Source organism: Bradyrhizobium sp. LB14.3 (assembly GCF_040547985.1).
In the GTDB taxonomy this organism is placed as follows: Bacteria; Pseudomonadota; Alphaproteobacteria; order Rhizobiales; family Xanthobacteraceae; genus Bradyrhizobium.
The window spans coordinates 107,030-121,011 of sequence record NZ_JBEPQT010000001.1 but is presented as its reverse complement, the minus strand read 5'-3'; the positions used below and the strand labels follow the sequence as shown (position 1 = coordinate 121,011).

13 protein-coding genes are annotated in these 13,982 nt (G+C 64.5%); 5 read left to right on the top strand and 8 right to left on the bottom strand.

From position 1 onward, the window contains the following. Nucleotides 1–19 precede the first annotated feature (19 nt). From ABIB00_RS00575 to ABIB00_RS00565, 3 genes are all read right to left on the bottom strand, one after another. Complete coding sequence (locus ABIB00_RS00575; protein ID WP_354103028.1) at nucleotides 20–844, bottom strand: sulfite exporter TauE/SafE family protein; 825 nt, start codon at nucleotides 842–844, stop codon at nucleotides 20–22. A gap of 197 nt (nucleotides 845–1,041) precedes the next feature. Next, complete coding sequence (locus ABIB00_RS00570; RefSeq protein ID WP_354103027.1) at nucleotides 1,042–2,409, bottom strand: flippase; 1,368 nt, start codon at nucleotides 2,407–2,409, stop codon at nucleotides 1,042–1,044. 140 nt (nucleotides 2,410–2,549) lie between these two features. Then, nucleotides 2,550–3,389, bottom strand: coding sequence for a protein-disulfide reductase DsbD domain-containing protein (locus ABIB00_RS00565; RefSeq protein WP_247343715.1), 840 nt, complete (start codon nucleotides 3,387–3,389; stop codon nucleotides 2,550–2,552). A gap of 151 nt (nucleotides 3,390–3,540) precedes the next feature. On the opposite strand from ABIB00_RS00565, the gene ABIB00_RS00560 reads away from it, so the two are divergent. Beyond that, entirely contained in the window at nucleotides 3,541–4,185 is a 645-nt protein-coding gene (locus ABIB00_RS00560) for a YqgE/AlgH family protein (protein WP_247343712.1), read from the top strand. 168 nt (nucleotides 4,186–4,353) lie between these two features. On the opposite strand, the gene ABIB00_RS00555 is transcribed toward ABIB00_RS00560, so the two are convergent. Further along, complete coding sequence (locus ABIB00_RS00555) at nucleotides 4,354–5,241, bottom strand: TauD/TfdA dioxygenase family protein (protein ID WP_354103026.1); 888 nt, start codon at nucleotides 5,239–5,241, stop codon at nucleotides 4,354–4,356. Between the two features lie 141 nt (nucleotides 5,242–5,382). Beyond that, entirely contained in the window at nucleotides 5,383–6,162 is a 780-nt protein-coding gene (locus ABIB00_RS00550) for an SDR family NAD(P)-dependent oxidoreductase (RefSeq protein ID WP_354103025.1), read from the bottom strand. 99 nt (nucleotides 6,163–6,261) lie between these two features. On the opposite strand from ABIB00_RS00550, the gene ABIB00_RS00545 reads away from it, so the two are divergent. Both ABIB00_RS00545 and ABIB00_RS00540 read left to right on the top strand, forming a co-directional pair. Then, nucleotides 6,262–6,999, top strand: coding sequence for an SDR family NAD(P)-dependent oxidoreductase (locus ABIB00_RS00545; protein ID WP_354103024.1), 738 nt, complete (start codon nucleotides 6,262–6,264; stop codon nucleotides 6,997–6,999). A 60-nt stretch (nucleotides 7,000–7,059) separates the two neighbouring features. Next, nucleotides 7,060–7,428 (top strand): CsbD family protein, encoded by a 369-nt coding sequence (locus ABIB00_RS00540; protein ID WP_247446321.1) that lies wholly within the window; start codon nucleotides 7,060–7,062, stop codon nucleotides 7,426–7,428. Between the two features lie 162 nt (nucleotides 7,429–7,590). Here ABIB00_RS00540 and ABIB00_RS00535 read toward each other — a convergent pair whose 3' ends face one another. Both ABIB00_RS00535 and ABIB00_RS00530 read right to left on the bottom strand, forming a co-directional pair. Continuing rightward, entirely contained in the window at nucleotides 7,591–9,294 is a 1,704-nt protein-coding gene (locus ABIB00_RS00535) for an SGNH/GDSL hydrolase family protein (RefSeq protein WP_354103023.1), read from the bottom strand. A gap of 199 nt (nucleotides 9,295–9,493) precedes the next feature. Beyond that, nucleotides 9,494–10,891 (bottom strand): lytic murein transglycosylase, encoded by a 1,398-nt coding sequence (locus ABIB00_RS00530; protein ID WP_354103022.1) that lies wholly within the window; start codon nucleotides 10,889–10,891, stop codon nucleotides 9,494–9,496. A gap of 202 nt (nucleotides 10,892–11,093) precedes the next feature. Here ABIB00_RS00530 and ABIB00_RS00525 point away from each other — a divergent pair, with 202 nt between their 5' ends. Further along, nucleotides 11,094–11,969, top strand: a complete 876-nt coding sequence (locus ABIB00_RS00525; RefSeq protein ID WP_354103021.1) for a UTP--glucose-1-phosphate uridylyltransferase — start codon at nucleotides 11,094–11,096, stop codon at nucleotides 11,967–11,969. 97 nt (nucleotides 11,970–12,066) lie between these two features. Here ABIB00_RS00525 and ABIB00_RS00520 read toward each other — a convergent pair whose 3' ends face one another. Then, nucleotides 12,067–13,563, bottom strand: a complete 1,497-nt coding sequence (locus ABIB00_RS00520) for a diguanylate cyclase (RefSeq protein WP_354103020.1) — start codon at nucleotides 13,561–13,563, stop codon at nucleotides 12,067–12,069. A 144-nt stretch (nucleotides 13,564–13,707) separates the two neighbouring features. Here ABIB00_RS00520 and ABIB00_RS00515 point away from each other — a divergent pair, with 144 nt between their 5' ends. Beyond that, nucleotides 13,708–13,977: a DUF7662 domain-containing protein gene (locus ABIB00_RS00515; protein ID WP_354103019.1), complete on the top strand. Its 270-nt coding sequence runs from the start codon at nucleotides 13,708–13,710 to the stop codon at nucleotides 13,975–13,977. The last annotated feature ends 5 nt before the right edge of the window (nucleotides 13,978–13,982 follow it).

Here is a 13,982-nt window from a genome sequence, read left to right as displayed (position 1 = left end):
CGAGCTCCGCCATTTTCGTTCAGTGTGTCCAGGCCAGCGCCGTCACGAATGCCGAGGACAGGTTCAGCTCCGCGAACATGATCTTGCCGGCGACCACGAACAGCACGCTGGCAAGTGTCAGGCGCAGCACCGTCTCGGGCACGCGCGTCGCGCTGAAGCTGCCGACGATGATGCCGGGCAGCGAGCCCAACAGCAGCACGCCCATCAGCGCCCAATCCACGTCGCCAAGCGCCCAGTGCCCCATTCCGGCGATCAGCGTCAGCGGGACCGCATGGGCGATGTCGGAGCCGACGATGGTCGCCATCGGCAGGCGCGGATAGAGCAGCAGCAGGACGGTGACGCCGACCGCGCCGGCGCCGACCGATGAAATCGAGACCAGCACACCGAGCACGATTCCGGTGATGACCGTCGCGATCGCCGTGGTGCGGTCATCGACCTGCTCCAGGCGTCGACGATAACGCTTCATGATCGCCTTGCGGAAGATCAGCGAGGTCGCGGTCAGCAGCAGCGCAAAGCACAACACCAGATTGACCAGGCTGCGCTCGGAATCGCTCTTGAGGTCGAGCTCCCACAGCACGAGCAGCGTCAGCGCGCTCGCCGGAAGGCTGCCGCAGGCGAGCCGCAGCACCGCCGGCCAGTGCACGCTGCGCGACCAGCCATGCACCACGCTGCCGCCGGTCTTGGTGGCGGCCGCATAGAGCAGGTCGGTGCCGACTGCGGTCGATGGATGAATGCCGAACAGCAGGATCAGCAGCGGCGTCATCAACGAACCGCCGCCCACGCCGGTCATCCCGACCAGCAGGCCGACGCCGAAACCCGAGGCGACGTAGAGTGGATCGATCATGTCCGGGGAAGCTTAGGTTTATCTCGTCAGTTGGGCAATACGACGTAGAATAAAATTTCCCTACGGTGCAACCAATTGGGAGCAATAAGAAAAATCGTGCTGCATGCCGACGATAAGTAGGCATTTCTTTTTGTTCCCGGGCCTGCTGCGAAACAGCCGTTCCCCGAGGGCAGCATGCGAGGGCAGGTGTGAAGCGCCTATTTACCGAACGCCAGCACGTGCAGGCCGAGGCGCTGTCGCACGATCCAGAACAGCAGCACCGTCTCGAAGCAGAGCGAGATCGAGGTCGCGGCCGCGGCGCCATGACCGCCGTAGCGCGGCACCAGCGCGATGCAGAGTACCAGGTTCATCACAAAGGCCAGCGCATAGGCCAGCGCGCAGATCTTCTGCTGCCCGAGCATGTTGAGCAGGCGTTCGACCGGGCCGATCGCGGAGCGCACCACGAGCCCGATCGCGGCGACGAACATGATGTCGTAGCCGACCACGAATTGCGGCCCGAACAGCCAGAGCAGCGGCTTGCCGAGCGCGAGCAGCACGATGGTCGCCGCCAGCGACGGCCAGAACGTCCAGTTGATGGCATGCGCCACGTAAGCCGACAGCCGCACCTTGTCGCCAGCTGCGTTGTATTCAGCGAAGCGATGCGCGGTGGTCGCCGACATCGCGTAGTGGATGAAGGAGACCAGCGCCAGCGTCTTCACCACGGCGAAATAGACGCCGACCTCGTCGGAGGGGCGGAACTGCTGAAGCACCAGCACGTCGGTATAGGACAAGAGCAAGTAGAAGCTTTCGACCAGCAGGATCGGCAGCGAGACGGCGAGCCAGCCGCCGATGTCATAAGCCTTGGGGCCCGGCTCGATGTGATTGGCAAGCTTGCGGTTCAGCACCATCATCTGCCCGGTCATCGCGATCCACACCGCGCCGGCGCTCGCGACCATCGCGGCGACCGCGCCGAGATGATACCCGAGCAGGAAGGCGCAGGCCGTGATGCCGATGATCAGCGCCTGGCGGATGATGAATTGCGGCATCAGGCCGAGCTGCATCCAGTCATGCGAGCGCGCGATGCCGTCCTGGGTGTTGGCGACGACGAAAGCGGGCAGCGTCATGCAGCCGATATAGAGCGGCAGCACCTCGGCCGGATCGATCCAGGGCGACAGCAATTTGACGATGCCGGCAAGGCCGAGCGACGCCAGCGCGGAGACGGCAAAGGTCAGCCAGCGGCTGCCGGAGAGAAAGCCGCGCAGCAGCGCCTGCTCGCCGCTGGTGCGGTACTCCGGAATGATTTTTTGTGCGGAGGCCGAGATGCCAAAATCCATCATGCTGCCGAGCAGCAGCACCCAGGTCCAGACATAGACGTAGACGCCGTAGTCGGACGTGCCCATCCAGCGCGCGAGCAGGACCTGCGAGAAATATGCAAGGCCCGCGCTGACCACCCGGATGATGAAGATGGTGCCCGCCAGCCGCCGCGTCAGCGACGCCTCGCTCGATCCGCCCGTTAATTTTCCGCGCAGCCGCGCGATCAGGCCGGCAGGTCCGGTCGTTGCGGGTTCTGCATCCATCACGGCCAATTCGAAGGATCCCCGAGGCGCACGCGCATGCTGCGGCAGCCTTGCTGCAGTAGCCTTGGGGATTAGCAACCATTCGTTAAGATTCGGTTGGGTGTTTCCGTCGTCCCCCGTGCGCAATTGCGCACGGGGGAGGACGACGACTACTCCAAATTCGTATTGAACTCGTACGACTTCTGCGGCCCGACCAGCGTGAACTTCAGCGCGGCGCCGTCGGGCTTGGCGCCCGGTGGCAGTCCGTCGAGCTCGAAAGAAAATCGCTTCACGCCCGGCGGGCTGGGCTCGACCGGCGCGGGGATCGGCAACGACCAATCCGGCGTCGGGCCTTCCACGAACAAATTGACGTTGCCCGCATCCGGCGTCACCACGTCGACGACCACATTCTTGGGCCCGTCACGCTTGACGTCGCGGATGGTGATCGGGTTGGGATCGCCGATATTGGCGGGCTTGGGCACGGTGTCGAGCGCTGCACGCAGATTGGCGTCCTCGGTCGACGCGACGCTGTTGAAGCCAAGCTCGGCCTTGGCCTCGACCGGAATGCAAAGCTTTTCGCACACGGCGTAATTGATCTCGGCGCGCAGCGTCACCGGCTTGTCGGCCGCCTTGGCGATGATGCGCAGCGGCAGCACGATCTGGTCGTGATAGCCGATCGAATGGCCGCCGGCGCCGTCGTCGAACTTCAGCGGCGCCGGCCACATCACCGTCACCGCTTCGACATTGTCAGACTTCGAGAAATCGAAGCGCGGCGGAACGCCGGAATCGCCCGGCATGCGCCAATAGGTTTTCCAGCCGGGCTGGATCTGGAAGGCGATACCGCCGAGCAGGACGGCGCCGCTGCGCGATCCCGCGAGCAACCGCACCGCGGAATGTCCGTCGCGCTGCCACGGCGATGCGTCGTCGGCATGGGCCGCAAGCGCCAGCGATGACACAAGCAGGGTTGTCGCGACGCCAATCGCCGCATGCAGGGGAACTCTTGTCAGCATGATACGTCTTTACAGGGTCACCCCGGGGCAAACCATTGAATTGCTTGTGATGACTTGAATCAAGTCCTGCAAGTCTTGACCTTGCAAGCCTTGATTTGACAGCGGACCGGCCCGACATCAGGATAGGAATTGAAACCGGAGTGCTTCACCGATGGCTCCCACAGGAAAGAGGATGGGCGAAAGCACCCGCAAGCCCGGCCCCGCGCTCCCCAGTTCGGCGGGTTACCTCGACGGCCGCCTCCTCATCGCGATGCCGGTGATGGGCGATGAGCGCTTCGAGCGCTCGGTGATCTACCTCTGCGCTCACTCCGCCGAAGGCGCCATGGGCATCATCGTCAACCATCCGGCCGGCAGCATCGACTTCCCAGAGCTGTTGCAACAGCTCGGCATCATCAAGAAGGGCGAGCACATCAAGCTGCCGGAGAACGCCGAAAGCATGAAGGTGCTGCGCGGCGGTCCGGTTGATACCGGCCGCGGCTTTGTGCTGCACTCCAGCGATTTCTACATCGAGAACGCGACGCTCCGGATCGACGACGGCGTCTGCCTCACCGCGACCGTCGACATCCTGCGCGCGATCGCCGACGGCTCCGGTCCCAAGCATGCCATCCTGGCGCTCGGCTATGCCGGCTGGGCGCCGGGCCAGCTCGAGACCGAAATCCAGAGCAATGGCTGGCTGCATTGCGACGCGGATTCGGATTTGATCTTCGGCGATGACGTCGATGAAAAATACGGCCGCGCGCTGCGCAAGATCGGCATCGATCCCGGCATGCTCTCGAACGAGGCGGGTCACGCGTAGCTGTTGGTATCGCAACACCCTCCGGTGTCGTCCCCGGCGAAGGCCGGGACCCATACCCACAGGAAGTGATTGTTGAAGCGAGCTGACGCCACTAGCCTTTCAAACTACATTCAGTGGTTATCGATCCCAGCCTTCGCCGGGACGACGGTGGAATGTGTGGCTGTATCCCTACTCCGCCGCCTGCTGCTGCACCGTCGGCTCGGTCCCCGCCACTGTCGCGCGGCGCATGTCGCGGGGCTGGGACTGGTCGTAGCGGCGGACGCGGTGCATCGTCTGGCGGTTGTCCCACATCACGAGATCATGCAGCTTCCATTTGTGGACGTAGACGAACTCCGCGCTGGTCGCGTGCTCGTTGAGATCGCGCAGCAGTACCCGGCCCTCCGGCACGTTCATGCTGACAATCTTGCCGGCATGCGATGAGAGATAAAGCGACTTGCGACGATGCACGGGATGGGTGCGCACGAGACGTTGCAGCACCGGTTTGAACATCTTCTTCTCGTCGTCGGTGTATTCGGTAAAGCCGAGCGATCCCCGCGAATACATCAGCGAGTGCTCGCACACGAGGTCCTCGATCTCCGCCTTGGTGTCGTCGTCGAGCGCGTCATAGGCCGCGCGCATATCGGCGAATTCGGTGTTGCCGCCCTTCGGGTTGAGCACGCGGGCCGACAGCAGCGAGAATTTTGCCGGGATCGGGCGGAACGAGCTGTCGGAATGCCACAGGCAGTTGCCCAGATTGAACAGATGCGCCCGGCTGTCTTTCGCCAGCGGCTTGCCGTCCTTGCCGAGGTTGGAGACGTCGTTCAGTCCGGACTGGAGCCGGTAGTCCTTCTCCTTCGTCACCGTGCCGCCGCGCGCGTCTTCGCGCCGGCCGAAATTCAGCGCAAAAGCCATCTGCTGCTCGTCGGTGATGTCCTGGTCGTGGAAGACCAGCACCGCATATTTGTCCATGGCAGCCTCGACCTCGCGGGCCTGGTCCTGTGTGAGAGGCTGTCTCAGGTCGAGGCCCGAGACCTCCCCGACAAAATGCTTCTGAAGCTGCCGGATGGCGATCGTCATGACGTTTTCTCCCGCGAACCGCGAGCGGTTGGTCCCGCTCTGTCGCTGAAAAAGCTACTCCCGTAATAGGCGTTGTCAACGCTCGGTGCGCATAGCTGCCCGTAGCCCGGATTGCGCTACGCTCCATCCGGGCCACAGCTCTTACGCGTTGCGCGCCATCAGGCCGCCGTCGACGGGGATGACCGCGCCGGTGAGGAAGGACGCTGCCGGCAGGCACAGGCTCAGCGTCATGTGCGCGACCTCTTCGGGATCGCCGTAGCGGCCCAGTGCGGTGCGGCGCTTGGCGTAGATCGTCTTGTGCTCTTCCGATATCCGGTCGGTGATGGCTGTGCGGATCGGACCCGGGCAGATGCAGTTGACGGTAATGCCTTCGCGGCCGAGCTCCACCGCCAGCGAGCGGGTGAGGCTGGCGACGCCGCCCTTCGCCGCCGAATAAGGGCTGTGCAACGCGGTGGCGCCGAGCGCCTCGGTGGAAGCGATGTTGACGATGCGCGGGCTGTTTGACTTGCGCAAGTGAGGCAGCGCGGCGCGGACGATGCGCGGATGCGCCGTCAGCATCACCGCGATGCCCCTGGCCCAGGCGTCTTCATAGGCCTCGTCGTCGATCGCGACGCGCACGGAGATGCCGGCATTGTTGACGATGATGTCGAGCCCGCCGAAATGCGCGGCGACGTCGCCAACCACGCGCTTGATCTCGGCGCCGTCGGCAACGTCGAGCTTCCAGGCTTTCGCCGATCCGCCGGCTGTCGCGATGTCCCTCGCGACGGCTTGCGCGCCTTGCTCGTCATAATCGGTGACGGCGACGTTCGCGCCCTCAGCGGCGAACACGCGCGCCGTCGCGCGCCCCATGCCGCTGGCCGCGCCGGTGACGAGAACGGTCAGACCCTTCACGGATCGGCTGAGCTGTTTGAACTCGGACATGCTGTTTCCTCAGGGCTTTTTGTTTCTTGTTGTGAGATTGACAAGGCTGGCATCGATCCGCAGACAGGTCAAACAAGCAAAACAAAACGGGAGGACGTGATGACGAACGAGCTCGATTTCTCAGGCAGGCAAGTGCTGATCGTCGGCGGATCCAGCGGCATCGGCAACGGTATTGCGCAAGCCTTTCGCATCAGGGGCGCGCAAGTTGCGGTCTGCGGTACGCGTGCTCACGCCAAGGAATATTCGCAGGAGGAAGGCTCGGATCTCACCGGTCTCTCCTACGCGCAGCTCGACGTTGGCAATGCCGGGGCGGTCGAAGCGTTCAAGCCGTCGTTCGACAGGCTCGACGTGCTGGTGCTCGCGCAGGGCGCGGTGCTCTATCGCCGCGGCGAGTTCGAGATGGCCGGCTTCCGCAAGGTCGTCGAGGTCAATCTGATGAGCCTGATGGCCTGCGCCACGCGGTTTCATTCCATGCTGCGGGACTCGCAAGGGTCGCTGATCATGGTGTCCTCGACCGCGGCCTATCATTCCACTATGGGCAATCCCGCTTACAACGCGTCGAAGACCGGCGCGGTCGGATTGACGCGGACGCTGGGCGAGGCCTGGGCCGAGGACGGCATCCGCGTCAACGGCATCGCGCCCGGTCTCGTCGACACCAAGATGACCAAGGTGACGACCGAAAATCCCAAGCGGCTCGAAGGTGCACTTTCACGCATTCCGCTGCGGCGATTGGGCACCCCGGCTGACATGGCGGGCGCGGCGCTGTTTTTGGCATCGCCGCTGTCGTCCTACATCATCGGCCAAACATTGGTCGTCGACGGCGGGCTTATTCTCTAGCGCGAAGGAACCGTGCCGCTCCTGATCGGTTACTTGGGCTGACCCCCGAGGAGGAGCATCATGGATAAGGATCGGATTGTCGGATCGGCCAAGGAATTCGCCGGACGCGCGGAAGGCGCTGTCGGTGATCTCGCAGGCGATGCGCAGACACAGGCGTCGGGCAACGCGCGGGAAGCCGCAGGCACCGTGCAAAATCTCTACGGCCAGGCCAAGGATGCCGTCCGTGACGCTGGTGAAACGGCGGCGGGTTACGCCAAGGATGCCTACGAGAACAGCGGCGACACTTTCCGCGATGGTTCGCAGGCAATTGCCCAGAAGGTGCAGGACAACCCGCTCGGCGCGCTGCTGGTCGCCGGCGGCATCGGCTTTGCACTCGCGCTGTTGATGGCGCGGCCTACGCGCCGCCCGCCGCCGCGCTGGCGTTATTAGGGCTCGGCTAAACGCCATCCAACGTGCCCCGGACGCAATGCGGCGTGAAGCGCCACATTGCGGCCGGGGCCTATTTTTGTGAGTCAAGAGCTGGGTCCCGGCTCTGCGCAGCAGCGTTACACGCTGCAACGCGTCCGGGACACGAGGGCTCAGCTCGGTAAACTACCGAGCCACTTCCGCCGACCGCCCGACATTGCCCGGCGGTCGTGGGATCGCGGGGTTCTGATTGGGATTGCGCGGCCCTGGCGCGGGCGTCAATTGACGCGGCGGTGCTTGCGGAGAGCCGAAGCCGAAGAAATCACGAATTGACGGCGTTGCCTGTGCCGGCTGCTGCGGCACCGACGGCTTCTTCGGCGCGAGCTTTTGCGGCGCGATCGCTGCGGCGGCGCCGGGTGAACCCGGAGCAGCACCGCCCTCGGGCGACGTCGCGGCCATCGGCGTGTCGCCTTTGGCTTGCTCGCGGCCGACTTCGCGGCGCGGCCAGGCATAATCGTCAGCACGGCCCGCGGGCGCAGCCAATGGCTCGCCCTTCACCATTGTCCTCGCAGCGAGCGCATCGACGGCGGCAGGGCGCGAGCCCGGTCCGCCCAGCAATTGATCAGTCGAGATCGAGGCCGCAACCAGCGGCACGATCGGGCCGGCCAGCGGCCGCGGCGCGGGCTTGCCGGGTTCGGCACTGGTGTCGGGCGTTGCGGGTTCGCTCGGCAGCGCGATCGGGCCGGAGCGCCCGGCGAGCAGGCGCGTGATCTCGCGTTCGACATAGTGAGCGAGCTTGCGCGCGCCGGGTTTTGTGAAATAGACGCCGTCATAGCTGCGGAGCTGACGGATCTGGCCTTCGAAGTCCGGGCCCTTCTGGAGGAAGCGGCCGGCCTCGTCGACAAAGCCGTCCCAGACATCGACATAAGTGATGCCGGCCTTGGCCGCGCCTTCGCGATAGAGCGAATCCAGGAACAGCATGTCCGCGGTGCCCTTGGGGCCGCGGATCGCGGGCAGGCCGACCCAGAGCACCGGCACGCCCTTGCTCTTGAGCACGTTGGCGAGCTCCTCGATCTTCTTGCCGTAGAGCTCGACCCAGCGCTCGTCGCGGAATTCGTAGAGGCCGTTCGGGTTGCGTGCGCTCTTCTCGGGCGCTGCGACCGCCGGTGTGTCAGCGTTGTCGGCATCATCCTGCGGCAGGTCGGCGTCGGCCGGCTTGTCGTCCGGCTTGGCCGCGCTGTCGTTGGGCTTGGCATCGCCGGGCTTGGCCGGTGGTTTGCCACGCGCGCCCTTGTCGTTCTTCTTGTCCTTGTCCGTCGCCTTGTCCGACTTATCGGGGGCTGCTGCCTCGCGGATGGCGATGCGGTCGTTGAGGCCGAGCATGACGACGATCACGTCGGGCTTTTCGGTTTCGAGAATGCCCTTCGCGGCTGCCGCCCAGTCCGAGGGCTCACCCTTGGGCTGGTACTTGATCAGGCCGGACGTGGTCTTGTGCTTGCGGATCACGCCCATGTCGGGCTGCTCGGTGTAGGCGTCTTCGAGGCCGTAGGCGAGCCAGTCGGCCATGGCGTCGCCGATCACCAGCACGTTCTTGTCAGGCGTCGTGTCGTGCTTGGCCGGCGCCGGTGCGCGCGAAAAATCCTGGCGCGGCGCCTGCTGCTGCGGTTGCTGCTGGAACGGCGCGAAGAAGTCGCCGCCGAACCATCCGCCACGTTCACCGCCGCTTCGTGGTGGCGGGGCCTGGCGTTGCGGCGGGCCGCCGAAGCCAGGGAAATTGAAGAATTGCGCCGAGGCCGGCCCCGCGATCAAGACCAGAATCGCAAGCGCCGTCCCCAGCGCGATCAGCGGGCCGGTCTCGGTCAGCGCCTTGAACAGGGACTTCTTCGACATGCGATCTCGGGCACGCGTAATGGGGATCGGGACTAGTTCAATATAATAACGGAATCAGGCGCCAAACGGGCAGATTCTCTTTTCAGATTTCTCTTCAGATTCTCTTGGCCCATATTCTCTTGGCCCATACACGGGGAACCGCCGCCCCCGTCAAGGCTGCCTGCCAGAATCCCTGTTCAGGGTTACTTTCGGCGCGATTTTACCGCCCGCGCAGCCGGTCCAGCACGTCGGAGGAGGCAAATCCGTCCGCGGGGACCCCGATCGAGGCCTGGAAGTTGCGCAGGGCTTCCCGGGTCTGGCCGCCGAACTGGCCGTCGGGGATGCCCTTGTAGAAGCCGCGCTGGGCCAGCAACTGCTGGAGTTCCAGCCGCTCGGTGCGGGACAGCTCGCGTTCCTGCCGCGGCCAGGGCTGCACGAAGGGCTGGCCGCCGCGCAGGCGGTCGGCGAAATGGCCGATCGCCATCGCATAGGCCTCGGCAGGGTTGTACTTCATGATGACCCGGAAGTTCTGCAGCATCAGGAAGCCCGGCCCCTGCGCGCCGGCGGGCGCCAGCAGATAGGCTTTCTCCGCCGGGTGCGGCAACGGCTGGTTGGCCGGGCGCTTGAGCCCGAGCTTCTCCCATTGCGCCATCGTCATCGCCTTGGCGCGGTCGGCCAGCATGTAGTTGAATCCCTCCGGCACCACGACCTCGTAGCCCCAGGTCTGGCCGGCCTGCCAACCGTCCTTCTTCAGATTGTTGGCGGTCGAGGCGATCAGGTCGGAGGGATTGTCGACGACGTCGCGCCGTCCGTCACCGTCGCCATCCACGGCAAAGCGCTTGAACGCGGTCGGCATGAATTGGGTCGGGCCGAAGGCGCCGGCCCAGGAGCCGCGCAACTGTTCGGGCCTGAGGTCGCCGCGGTTCAGGATCTCCAGTGCCGAGAGGAACTCGTCCTTGAAATAGGCCTGGCGGCGGCCGATGCAGGCGAGCGTCGCGGTCGATTGCAGCACGCTGCGGTCGCCCATCTGCGTCGAGTAGTTGGACTCGATGCCCCAGATCGACGCGATGATATAGCGATCGACGCCGGTAGCCTTTTCGGTGGCGTCGAACTGCGCCTTGTATTTGGCGAGCACCTCGCGGCCCTTGGCGAGGCGGTTGTCGTTCACGAGGATGTCGAGATAGTCCCAGATCGATTTGGTGAACTCCGGCTGCGAGTCCATGAGGTCCATGATGCGCAGGTCGGGCGCAAGGCCTGCCGTGAAGCGCTGGAAATTTTCCTGCGTGATGTTGCGCCGTGCGGCATCGGGCCACATGCCTGCGACGCAATTGTTGAAGTTACCCGCGGCCTCGCGGATCGCGGCGGCCGTCATCAGCGGATGACCGGAGGCGCCGTCCTCGCCGCTCCAAGGTTGAGCTCCCGTTTGAGCGCCCCCGGGGCCGGGCGTTGCTTGCGAGGGCGCCGGGTTCGGACCGGAAAAAATGCCGCCGAACAGATTTGACAGACCGTTCTGAGTCTGCGCGCCGGCGGGGAGCGGGAACAGCAGGACGGTCGCAATCATCATCGCACCGGTCACGGACCCGCCCCGTTTTGCCAGCCCTGCCATTGATTGCATCATGTCCTCACCTGTCCGGCCAAATCCGCCCTCAGGAGGCCTGGTTACGGTTGCCAACTGCTTAACAAAGGTGAAATTTTGATGGTGGCCTTTTTCTTAACTCTGTGAGGACGAGGCCCCACATCCGCCTTTGTTGGCGGCTGCAAACAAGCTAGCAAGATGCCATTGCTTCCTTCACGTGTTCCTCAGGTATTCGATCAATCCCATGAAAATCCGCAAAGCCGTATTTCCCGTTGCCGGCCTCGGCACCCGCGTCCTGCCCGCCACCAAGGCGATGCCGAAGGAAATGCTGACGATCGTCGACAAGCCGCTGATCCAGTATGTCTATGACGAGGCCAGGGAAGCCGGCATCGAGCACTTCGTCTTCGTCACCGGCCGCAACAAAAGTGTCATCGAAGATCATTTCGACCGGATGTTCGAGCTCGATGCGACGCTGGCCGCGCGCGGCAAGAAGACCGAGCAGGACGTTCTGGCGCAGAACCAGCCCGAAGCCGGCGCCGTCAGCTTCACCCGCCAGCAGGCGCCGCTCGGCCTCGGTCATGCGGTCTGGTGCGCGCGGGACATCGTCGGCAACGAACCGTTCGCGGTCGTGCTGCCCGACGAACTCGTGCTCAATTCGCCCGGCTGCCTGAAGCAGATGATCGAGACCGCCAGCAAGCTCGGCGAAAAATCCAACATCATCGCGGTCGAGGCGGTGCCCGACCATCTCACCCATCAATACGGCATCTGCGGCGTCGGCAAACGCACCGGCAAGATGTTCGAGGTCGACGGCATGATCGAGAAGCCGGCCAAGGGCACCGCGCCCTCCAACCTCTCGATCACCGGCCGCTACATCCTCCAGCCGGAGATCTTCAAGATCCTGGAGACCCAGGAGCGCGGCGCCGGCGGAGAGATCCAGCTCACCGACGCCATGATCGGGCTCGCCAAATCGCAAAAATTCTACGGCGTCGAATTCGAGGGCGAGCGCCACGATTGCGGCTCCAAGCCCGGCTTCCTCCGCGCCAACATCGCCTACGGCCTGAAGCGGCCCGAACTGCGCGATGGCCTGATCGCGGAAATGAAGAAGTATCTGGGGGAATAGACGTCGGTTTCTACTCGTCACGGCGAGCGAAGCGAAGCGATCCGGAATGCTTCGTCGCAAGAGCTTCCCGCAATGACGGCGGTAAGCAGCGTAGCCCTCACGCCACCAGCGCCAGCTTCGGTAAGCTCGCGACCACCGACTGGTTGCGGCCGCCGGCTTTCGCGGCATAGAGCGCCTTGTCGGCGGCAGCGACCAGGATCGGCCAGTCCATGCCGGTGGTGGGAACGAAGCTCGCGATGCCGCAGGATACCGTCGAGGCCGTCTGGTCGTCGGACCAGCCCTGCACCTTGATGCGGATCGCCTCGGCGACCTCCAAGGCGTCGGTGACCGAGGTGCCCGGCAGCAGCACGGCGAATTCCTCGCCGCCATAGCGCGCGGCGCAATCGCCGGCGCGGCTCACCGAGTCGGAAATGCAGATGGCGATGCCGACCAGCACCTGGTCGCCGGCCTGATGGCCGAACGTGTCGTTGTAGGCCTTGAAATGATCGGCATCGATCATCAGCAGCGCGACCGGCGTCTTCTGGCGCATGGCGCGGCGCCATTCGACGTCGATGACCTGGTCGAACTTGCGGCGGTTCCTCAGGCCGGTGAGCGCATCCGTCGTCGCCATCTCCTCGAGCTTGCGCTCGGCTTCGGCGCGCCGGCCGATCTCGCGCGCGAGCACCAGCGTCGAGGCCAGCATGAACAGGATCAGCGCCAGGACCACGGCGCCGATGCGGTAGGCTTCCTTCTGCCAGAGCTCGAACACGGCGTTCAGCGGCTTGCCCGCCACCACGAACAGCGGACCGCTGTCGGTGCTGCGTACATAGAGCCGCGGCGTCGGATCGACCGGGCCCTGGCCTGCATAGGAGGCGCCGGCCCGGAGATTGTCGGCGCTCCAGGTCCGGCGATCATTCAGGTTGGTGCCGATCACGTCGAGGTCGAACGGCCGCCGCATCATGATGGTGCGGTCGCGCTTGAGCACGGTGATGGTGTCATCGGGGTTGAGGTTCAGCCGCTCGAACAATTCGTGGAAATAGCTGAAGCGGATCGAGCCGGCGACGACGCCGAGGAAGCCGCCGTCAGTGTCGCTGATGCGCCGGCTCAGCACGATCGCGTAGGCGCCGCGGAACAGCATGGGACGGCTGATGTAGAGCCCGGCTCCAGGATTGTCGCGATGAATCCTGAAGTAGTCCTCCTCGCTGCGGTTCTCCGGCAGGGGATCGAGCGTGGAGGCATCGATGGTCAGCCTGCCCTCGGCATCGAACACCTGGATCGCGCCGAAGTTCCTCGCCGTGGTCGCATGGTCGAACAGGATCAGGTGCCGGATCGGCTTTGAGACCGTCGCGATCTCCGGCAGCAGCATGTTGCCGGCGACCGCCTTCAGAGACAAATCGTAGATCTCGATGTTGCGGGTGACGTCGGACTCGATGGTCGTTGCGAGGTTTTCCAGCGTCTGGCGGGCGAGCGCCTCCTCGCCGCGGCGCATGTCCAGCATGACGTTGACGCAAATGGCGGAAAAGCCGATCACCGTCACCACGGACGAGATGATCAGCAGCTTCGCCGAAAGCCGCCACGGCCGGCGGGCCATGACTTCGCGCCATCCAGACAACATCATTCGCTCCCGACATCAGTGAATGCGCCCGAAAGCTTGAGTAGTGTTTAAGCCGGGACGGCGCTGCCGTAATGAGTTAAAAATTGGTTTCCGCGGCTGACGTTTTTTGGCAAAGCGGGGCTTCGACCAGCGAAGAGGACAGCGGTGAACGATTACGACGCGTTGCGCGATTATCTGATGCGGCACAAGCAGGCGGAATTCGTGCTGACCTATGAGCAGATCGAGGAGATCATCGGCGCGGCCCTGCCGCGCGCCGCGAATCGTGCCTCATGGTGGGACAGCCTGCGCAGCCCCGACCTCAAGATGCCGCAGCGCGAAGCCTGCCTCGCCGCGGGCTTCGTGGCAATGCGAATGCCGGATGGCCAGAGCGTGCGGTTCACGAAGCGGAAGAGCGACCGGCGGCGGCCGGGGTGAGGCGA

Excerpts from the sequence above, each read along its gene's own strand:
- ABIB00_RS00555 (WP_354103026.1), bottom strand. The coding sequence starts at position 5,241 with ATGACGATCGCCATCCGGCAGCTTCAGAAGCATTTTGTCGGGGAGGTC.
- ABIB00_RS00530 (WP_354103022.1), bottom strand. The coding sequence starts at position 10,891 with ATGATGCAATCAATGGCAGGGCTGGCAAAACGGGGCGGGTCCGTGACC.
- ABIB00_RS00545 (WP_354103024.1), top strand. The coding sequence starts at position 6,262 with ATGACGAACGAGCTCGATTTCTCAGGCAGGCAAGTGCTGATCGTCGGC.
- ABIB00_RS00540 (WP_247446321.1), top strand. The coding sequence starts at position 7,060 with ATGGATAAGGATCGGATTGTCGGATCGGCCAAGGAATTCGCCGGACGC.
- ABIB00_RS00535 (WP_354103023.1), bottom strand. The coding sequence starts at position 9,294 with ATGTCGAAGAAGTCCCTGTTCAAGGCGCTGACCGAGACCGGCCCGCTG.
- ABIB00_RS00520 (WP_354103020.1), bottom strand. The coding sequence starts at position 13,563 with ATGTTGTCTGGATGGCGCGAAGTCATGGCCCGCCGGCCGTGGCGGCTT.
- ABIB00_RS00550 (WP_354103025.1), bottom strand. The coding sequence starts at position 6,162 with ATGTCCGAGTTCAAACAGCTCAGCCGATCCGTGAAGGGTCTGACCGTT.
- ABIB00_RS00565 (WP_247343715.1), bottom strand. The coding sequence starts at position 3,389 with ATGCTGACAAGAGTTCCCCTGCATGCGGCGATTGGCGTCGCGACAACC.
- ABIB00_RS00575 (WP_354103028.1), bottom strand. The coding sequence starts at position 844 with ATGATCGATCCACTCTACGTCGCCTCGGGTTTCGGCGTCGGCCTGCTG.
- ABIB00_RS00525 (WP_354103021.1), top strand. The coding sequence starts at position 11,094 with ATGAAAATCCGCAAAGCCGTATTTCCCGTTGCCGGCCTCGGCACCCGC.
- ABIB00_RS00560 (WP_247343712.1), top strand. The coding sequence starts at position 3,541 with ATGGCTCCCACAGGAAAGAGGATGGGCGAAAGCACCCGCAAGCCCGGC.